The organism is Protofrankia sp. Cr1, from assembly GCF_963555865.1.
In the GTDB taxonomy this organism is placed as follows: domain Bacteria; phylum Actinomycetota; class Actinomycetes; order Frankiales; family Frankiaceae; genus Protofrankia.
On the sequence record NZ_CAUVXO010000238.1, the window covers coordinates 1 to 7,573 of the forward strand.

Annotated in this window: 7 protein-coding genes and 2 pseudogenes; all 9 read right to left on the minus strand. The window is 60.9% G+C overall.

What is annotated here, in order from left to right:
• Positions 1–274: 274 nt before the first annotated feature.
• Positions 275–790 carry a hypothetical protein gene (locus U9980_RS17415; protein WP_322768887.1) on the minus strand — a complete coding sequence of 172 codons (516 nt, stop codon included), beginning with the start codon at positions 788–790 and terminating at the stop codon, positions 275–277.
• Between the two features lie 62 nt (positions 791–852).
• Entirely contained in the window at positions 853–1,404 is a 552-nt protein-coding gene (locus U9980_RS17420) for a GNAT family protein (protein ID WP_322768888.1), read from the minus strand.
• A 71-nt stretch (positions 1,405–1,475) separates the two neighbouring features.
• A complete protein-coding gene (locus U9980_RS17425; protein ID WP_322768893.1) occupies positions 1,476–1,898 on the minus strand; it encodes a lasso peptide biosynthesis B2 protein in 423 nt (140 codons plus the stop codon).
• Positions 1,899–2,194: 296 nt separating this feature from the next.
• Positions 2,195–4,027: an albusnodin/ikarugamycin family macrolactam cyclase gene (locus tag U9980_RS17430; RefSeq protein WP_322768889.1), complete on the minus strand. Its 1,833-nt coding sequence runs from the start codon at positions 4,025–4,027 to the stop codon at positions 2,195–2,197.
• 67 nt (positions 4,028–4,094) lie between these two features.
• Positions 4,095–4,235 carry an albusnodin family lasso peptide gene (locus U9980_RS17435; protein ID WP_322768890.1) on the minus strand — a complete coding sequence of 47 codons (141 nt, stop codon included), beginning with the start codon at positions 4,233–4,235 and terminating at the stop codon, positions 4,095–4,097.
• Positions 4,236–4,690: 455 nt separating this feature from the next.
• Positions 4,691–4,909, minus strand: coding sequence for a hypothetical protein (locus U9980_RS17440; protein WP_322768891.1), 219 nt, complete (start codon positions 4,907–4,909; stop codon positions 4,691–4,693).
• A 229-nt stretch (positions 4,910–5,138) separates the two neighbouring features.
• The gene (locus U9980_RS17445) at positions 5,139–5,864 is read right to left on the minus strand and encodes a hypothetical protein (RefSeq protein ID WP_322768892.1); all 726 of its coding nucleotides are present in this window, start codon (positions 5,862–5,864) and stop codon (positions 5,139–5,141) included.
• A gap of 318 nt (positions 5,865–6,182) precedes the next feature.
• A pseudogene (locus U9980_RS28595) lies at positions 6,183–6,371 on the minus strand (helix-turn-helix domain-containing protein); the annotation flags it as partial.
• An 847-nt stretch (positions 6,372–7,218) separates the two neighbouring features.
• A pseudogene (locus tag U9980_RS17450) lies at positions 7,219–7,573 on the minus strand (hypothetical protein); the annotation flags it as partial.

Sequence of the window (7,573 nt, forward strand, 5' to 3'; positions counted from 1 at the left end):
TTCCGGGCGAACACGGATTACTTCTTGGTACGAATTCTGGTCAATGACGGTGTTTTGGTGCATAGCTGCTTGCGTCGCCGGCCCTCTTTTGGGCTTGGCTGGAAACCTGGCGTGAAATCATGGACTTCGCGGCCTTCCTTTCCGTGTGCTGGTTCCACTAGTGGCTATCGTCGATACGTCGCAGCGGCTCGAATTCGATGCCTCGTTGCAAGGATCGGTCGCCGTGACGACATGGAGCGTAATCCGTCTCGTAGCGGTGGCTGTCGTCGTCGTCCTAATAGGGCACACGGTGACCACCTGGCGGTCTCAGCGTTCCGCCAGGTATGCGCGAAAGTAACGGGGTCGGGTGGGGGTCGAGACTGGCAGAGTCGCGTGTTCGACTGACCTGTATTCGCAAGATCGAATTCACTGATCGTCGCTGTTGGTGAGGCCGATCGTCAGGTGACGACCGGCGGTGTGGGCTCCTTTCTGCCGTGGTCGCCGGGGGGTAGTGGGTCCAGGTGCCGCTGGCGTCGGCGCGGTGCCGCTGGGTGGTGATCGGGTGGTAGCCGAGGGCCTGAGCGACGACCGGGGCGGGTGCCTGCAGGACGAACTGGCGCAGGGCGGCGGTGCGGGCGGCCTGGATCGGGATTCCGAGGGCGCGGATCTGCTCGCGCAGGCTGCCGGGGTGCAAGGGTTGGCCGGCGCGACGGCCGGGGAACAGCCAGCGGCTGTTCGGGTTCGTCGCGGTGGTCATGTTGTCCCGGTTGGCCGCGGCGGCCAGCAGGAGAGCGGCGAAGGGCTCGGGCACCGGGACGGGCGGGTCGCCGAGCCGGAGGAGGACCTGGTCGCCGTCGCGGGTGATGTCGCCAGCTACAATACTTCGCCAGCTAGTTGCTTGACAGCGGACGGACCAGGGAATTCATCCGGCACCGCATCCATCAACACCTCGTTCACGGGTTGCCCGAGCCAATAGCCTGACTGCCGACGTTCGCCAATCTTACGGAATCCGGCTCGCTCGTAGGCCTTGACGGCACGAGTATTCGGGGCCAATACAGACAGATAGACGCACCGCAGATTCGTAATATGAAAAGCATAGTCGAGCGTCAGTCTGGTTGCCTCCGATCCAAGCCCTTTGCATCGATGCTCTTGATCTCCAATCTGGATAATGAACTCACCCGTTCTCACATTGTGATCGATTATTAGCGCCGTGGTACCAACAGGTACGGGATCCCGACCCGTCAAGTCATAAATAGTGAATCTGGCTTGGCTATCAGTACCTCGCGCCTGGTGTTCGTAGCCTTCCCTGCGCGCGTCCAGGGATTCTGGCGTCTGACGACCGTAGCCGATGATGACCGCAGGGTTCTGTTCCCAGCGCCAGTAAAGATCCACAAGATCGCGGCGATAAGGTCCGAGACCGGCCAACTCGCCACGAATCCAGACGATTGGCTTGTGTTGCTCGGTGGTAATCGTTCTCGCCTCCGTCGTCCGATTTCTCAGATGGTACGTAGCACGGTGAATCGTGCGGTTCCTACGGGCTCTACCACTGTCTCGCCATCGCAGGTCACTACCCAAGCATGCAGACGCACGGGGTCTGCCGCCACCCCATGACACCACCTCACCCGTCGGCCAACCGCAGCCAGCATTAGCGTCACAGCAGCCGATTCCTCGAGACAGGCCACACGGCCAACCGGAAGCAGAGCAGCCCTACGTACCGCGTGGATCGCCTGCACTGCCTCTTCAGCTTCAGCCGGTTCCGCGGCTCGCCGACTGGCCCATCCAAGTAGCCGCATAACTCGATTCAGACGTCCTTGCCCTCGCCCGAATCGCAGCACAGCCAATATGAAAGCTAGTGCAAGAACCGCTTGTAACATCGACCGCAAGGGGACAGGAAGCAGTTCCGGCCGCCCGACCGTCATCTCCTGCGTACCCCAGCTCGGTAACCAGGTTTGCCCGATCACTGGTGCCGCCCACGGCAGGGGTCCCGACGTACGGACCAATATTCCGGCCGACTCCAGTTGATCGAGCAACACGCCCGCCGATCGGTCATCAAGTGTCGTTGGTCCATCCGTCCGTCCTGATATGGCAAGGTCAGCCCACCATCGGGCAGCCGGACCGATCAGCGTATTCACTGTCCCAGTATGGTAGTCCACTAGCACCGTGACGTGCCCTAGGTCGCATGCCACGACATGATCAGGAGCTGTGACATAGCGCTTCACGCTGCCCCCTGGCTATTTTTATGATCAAGCCATCGTACCGGAGAGGCTGAATTGAGCGCACGGAGCCACACTTCAGCCGCTACAGCCGGTTCCACGGCCGAGAATGCAACCGGCAGTCCGGATGCCGCCAGGTTGAGTTCCCGTCTTAGGACTCCAGGGTCGACAAGGCCCATGTCCGCTAGGTGACCATCGGCAAGCTTATTAAGCTCAGCAATATTTAGCCGCATCCCGGCGTAGTGATCAGGATTGAAATCCCCTTTCGTGATGCGCCTTATCAATGCCGCTGGGAATAAGTCTGAAAGCGCCCGACTCAAGATTGGTTTATATTCAGCTGGACCGGGACGCTCAATTAGCGGTGTTGACAAATAACCGTGAATGACGCGCGAATCCATGAATGGATTCTGGAGATTTATTCCATAATATTCGGCCATCTCTACATCGGACCGTGCGGACCGCCCAACTTCTGCCATTGCCTCGGCAGTAACGAAGGTAGCGAGCTCTCCACGCGGGAGACGTGTCAATTCGCCGGCAACCCTATACGCAACGGCGGCAGCCCGATCCCGCGCATCCGGTGTCGACCATGGAGGGGCCGCTACTGTCGGGAACCAACCAATATCCCCATCCCATTCACGCCCCACTTTACCGACCTGTAGCGTATCCGCTAGCTTCCGGAGCGCATCGGTCCGATTGACCCGGGCATTGCACCACGCGGTCACCAGTAGAGGCCATACAGGTAGTCGCCGCACGCGTGCCCACCAGATTGTTTCGATCAGTGCACGATGGTATCGACGCGTGCTCACCATATCGGCGAGAATAATCGGGGGTGAGCACAACAAGCTGTCGCCACCATCCCCAGTCATGTGGCAATCCGACCCGAACTCTTCCCGCATCCATTGAAGTTGGCCGGCAAATCGGGCGTGTGCAATGGTGGACGGGGCCGGTTCGTCGGTAGCTGGTACCGAGCCAAGCGCGCTGTACGGCGCGTGCATCGGCCCTAGCGGCATCAATCGATGAACGATTCCGGGGTGCTGAGCGGCTTCTCGCGCATACATCATGTCGCCCCCCAGGGTAATCCCCTCAGGGTGTACCGTTACCCCGGTTATTTTCCGGTCCGGAGCCAGGATTTCGGCTGCCAGCAATGCAAGCGCTGTTGAGTCGAAGCCCCCCGATAAGTCCACGGTTGGCGCAGACGCCGAGCCAACCCGAACCGCAACAGCGGCAGACAGTTCGGTGCGAAGCCGGACCGCAGGGTCACCATTCGTCGATGCCGGCCACCACATGCGCTGCCTTCTAGGTCTGCCGCTTCTCGGGAAGGACATCCGGTATCCGGCTTCCGCAAGCTCAACACCGGCAAACGCAGACCTCCTGGTGAGCAGCGCAGGGACATACGGAGCTGTTAACCATGCTGCTAACCGGTCTAGATCTGGTCGTTGGTTCGTTAATGCGGCCAACGCACGGGCGCTGGAGGACCAGTACAGCCCATCATCAGCGGCGACATAGTAGATCGGCCAAGCACCGCCAAGATCGGTCCAGACCGTCGTCCCATCGTCGGTAATCTGGATAACCGTATAGCAGCCAGACCATCGCCACGCCACATCATCAGGAATGCAACCAATCGCCAACCGCGCCAAATCGTCACCCGGAATTTCGCACAGTCCGATAACCGCCACGTTGCCACGGTCATTCTGTACGATCTGTACATTATCCGTATCCCATTTTCCGATCAACCAACAATCTCGAATAGAAGTCCAAACCCTCCGTCCACCGACCGGTGACCGAGGCGCAAGGCACCCCCCGCTGAATCCACCGAACCAACGCACTAAATCCACCTTCCTCGTGCCCGCGTGCGGCTGGCCATCCCAACAATTGGATTACCAGCCGCACACGCAGCTCAGGTCAGTTGTAGGCCCGTCGCTTGTCCTCTGCGCTTCCCTTTCCCTGGCCCAGCGTTAGCGTGCAGGCGTCACCGACATGCACGATCAACAGCGACGGATCGATCTGATCATTTTCTTTTTCATCGACAATCGGAATTTCCATTTCTCCAACCTTTCATAAGATGAGCGTGTCGAACAGGTCAGGTTCAAAAGGCGGCTAGGTCACTATTCCACAGGTATACCTTCTGTTCATCGCGTCGACCAGATGGACGACCGCCTCACGCTCCTTTCCCCGCGTATCTTCGTGCTGTCCAAGCTTCTATGACAGTCATATCTCGGCGCCGTCAACTTCGGACCGCACGACCGAACGCTATCGGTGTCGCGGTTGCCGCGTTCCTACCAGGATCGAATGAACTGCATCCAATGCAGCACGCTGTCCCTCGAGGAACGCCAGTGCCTCACCTTCTGTTACCCAATAACCGGCACGTAACAGTGGTTCCGGTCGTAATGCCAACACCACGAGCAAACGTGGATCAAGGGTTGGCGCACACGCCCTGGGATTGTCCTGTACCTCTGGTAAAGATCCTTGACATTTCCAGGGATACAGATCATTTCCGTTCACTGTCTCGCGCCGTCGTGCCAGCGAACCGCCGGAGCAGCAGTGCTTTCGGTGAAGCTGACAGGCCCCACCGCATAATCACCGATCCCAGCTGTCCGGGCATGTCGATCGGCAGCGGTCACGCTCTCAAAGGCGAGCAGCACTCCCGAGACTGCCCATTTTTCGTCACCGTCGAACTGAACCAGCGCGTACAGCGTGGCCAAACCGTCCACGATCATTCCTCCCTTCCGTCTGCCCCGCCAATAGGCCGACGCCGAACGGACGAACGCAACTTCCGCCCGGGGCCGACCCGCTCGCACGAGCCCAGACGGTTGCACGCCCTGAGCCCGGTTTCGACCGCAGCGCCGGACGGGGAGACGCACTCAGCCCGTCCGGAGCCGCTGGAGCAGCGTAAGGCGATAATGCAGACTCAAGGGGGACAGACTGTCCCTACTATCGACTCTGTCCCTATCCTAGAGTGACGCCGATCTCCCGTCCTAGCTCCGCGGCCTCACCGCGCAGTCCACGAGGCGACCGAAGCCAGACCTCCGTCGTCGCGTGACGGGCTGCTGGAGTATAGATCACTGTCTCTGGTGAAATCGAGTAAGCAATCTTTAACACGTGCAAGGCAGAAATGTGCTCACCGCGCTGGAGATATCCCCGCGCTACCTCAACCCAGAGCCGCGATCGACGCTCTTTCGAGGGCATAGAATCGGGATCAAGTTTATCGACAAAAGCTAGTGCCTTACCTGCTGTCCGGAGCTCAGTTGCAACCGACACGGCGTGAAAGTCAACATTTGCACGACTAAAGACAGTTGTAGATTCAACATACCCATTAGGCAACTTTTTAGCGATCTCATCGGCTTTATCCCAGAATCGCCAAGCATCCCCCTCTAGGCCCTCCCGGGCTGCGGTTACTGCCGCGTGAAGTTGGAGAGCGCCATATATTGCCCGGCTGTTATCAGTGCCGGCCGCGATGAACGGCTGAAGTAATGCGGCAGCATCTGTCACAACCTTAAGTGCCTCCTCAGGATAGACAGCCGAGCGCAGAATATTTGCCCAGTTCCACGCCGCCGCCGCGAGCGCCGTCGGGTCATCCGCTTCCTGCGCTGCTGCTATGGCCCGGTCGGCCACTACCCATGCCATCTCTGCTGGCGCGATGAAGGCCGTTGTCTGCTGCACGAGTCGATACACGTCGCACAGCACCACCAACGCACGCCGTCGTTCCTTACCTTCGCTCTGTCGTACCGCGGCCTCCGTCGCGTTGAGCAGATCTGGGAGCAGGGCTCCGACCTCTGAACGATTCCTACCTGACGTATGCCAAAGCGTCCACGCCGCAGCGACACGACCCTGTAGTTCCCCTGCTCCTTGTCGTGTCTCAAAGTTAGCTGCGAAGGGCCGAGACATAATAGTCGCCCAGATTCGAGGGACAGTTGGATGGCTCAGTTTCCCAATATCGACTGACTGTACTAGGTCGACCGGTCCTGTTAGCAACGAAAGATCTTTTACTTGCAACGCGGCGGCTAGTCGAACGAGCAACACGTGACTACGAATCTCACGCTCGCCGGACTCAATCTTCTTGAGCCGGTCAGGGCCACGTCCGCAGAGGCCCGCCAGTACAGGCCGCGACATGCCCCGCGACTCACGTAAAAGCCGGATGCGGTCGCCCGGCCTTAGACCTTCGGGCAAGTCCACCACCATTCGTCACCTCATACCACCGCGCGGACCAAACCATCAACCTCCATACCATAGAACACACAGCTCACAGTCGTCGAGATCAAATCCACGGTCGATTGCGAACGCAACGCGCCATGGAGAAGACTCAGCGATGCAATCTTACAATCCGTAACCGAATGATACACAAAATGACTCGTCGCCAATTTTCTTTACGGTTTCAAGGGCAGCCTTCGGCCGCCACGTGGTCCGCACCACGCCCGCCGCGCGTCGCGCCTGGGGGCTCGGCGCGTCGCCCGCCACCCGCCCGGCGCGTCGGCGCGTCGCGTCCCCCGCCATCTGCCTGTGACCGTCCTTATCACCGTATCCGCCCTTGCCGCCGACGATCCGCACGATCCTGGCCGTCCCGCTCGCGTCGCAGTCCCTCTCCGGACCCGGCCTGGCGGCTGCCGGTCGTCGCGGGGGTTTTCCCGTGGGCTCCGCCCCCGACCCGGCCCTCTCTCCGGAGGGGAGGAGGAGGTGCGCAGGTCCGCTGATCGCCTCCGCCGGCCGGACACCCGAAGGGCTACCCCGGAACCCCCCACCCGGGGTAGGGCGTAGCCTGCCCAACCGACGGAGGAGATCAGCTCAGCCAGAGGTCCGTGACAAGATCACACTGAGAGCGCATCTGGTCAACGGTGCAGCGCCACGCACGGCCCGACCCCGCCAGAGGCACGCGGCACGTCTACCGCCAGGGCCAACCGTCCGCGACACCAGATCGTGCCGCCGGACTGCCGCCGCAGCCGCCCGCACAGCACCGCTGTTCGTACCCGCAGTGATGCAAACGGCCGGTGACCCAGTCTTAGGTTACCAGCCGTAGCCGCGTGGGTGGTCATTACGTCCGCTGGCTCCACTGGGCGACGATCCCATCGGCGGCAGCGATGACGGCGGCAGGGTCGCAGTACGCCAGCCCGTAGACGAGCGATGGCCCGTGCACACGGAACGCGTCGGTGGCCAGGATCGCCCGGAACGCCCGTTCGTAGGCGGTCGGTTGGACGTGCACCGCGTCCGGATCGATCGCCGGCATCCAGCCCGAGGCAGGAGCCGCCCCGGATGGTGACGGTCGCACCGACACCCCGTCCGGACCGCTTGGCATCGCCCGGAACGTCAGGACCACCGCGGGATCAGCCCGGGTCACCGGCCGATGATCGGTATAGACGATGCTGGGCAGCGTGGCCGTGGCCTCGACC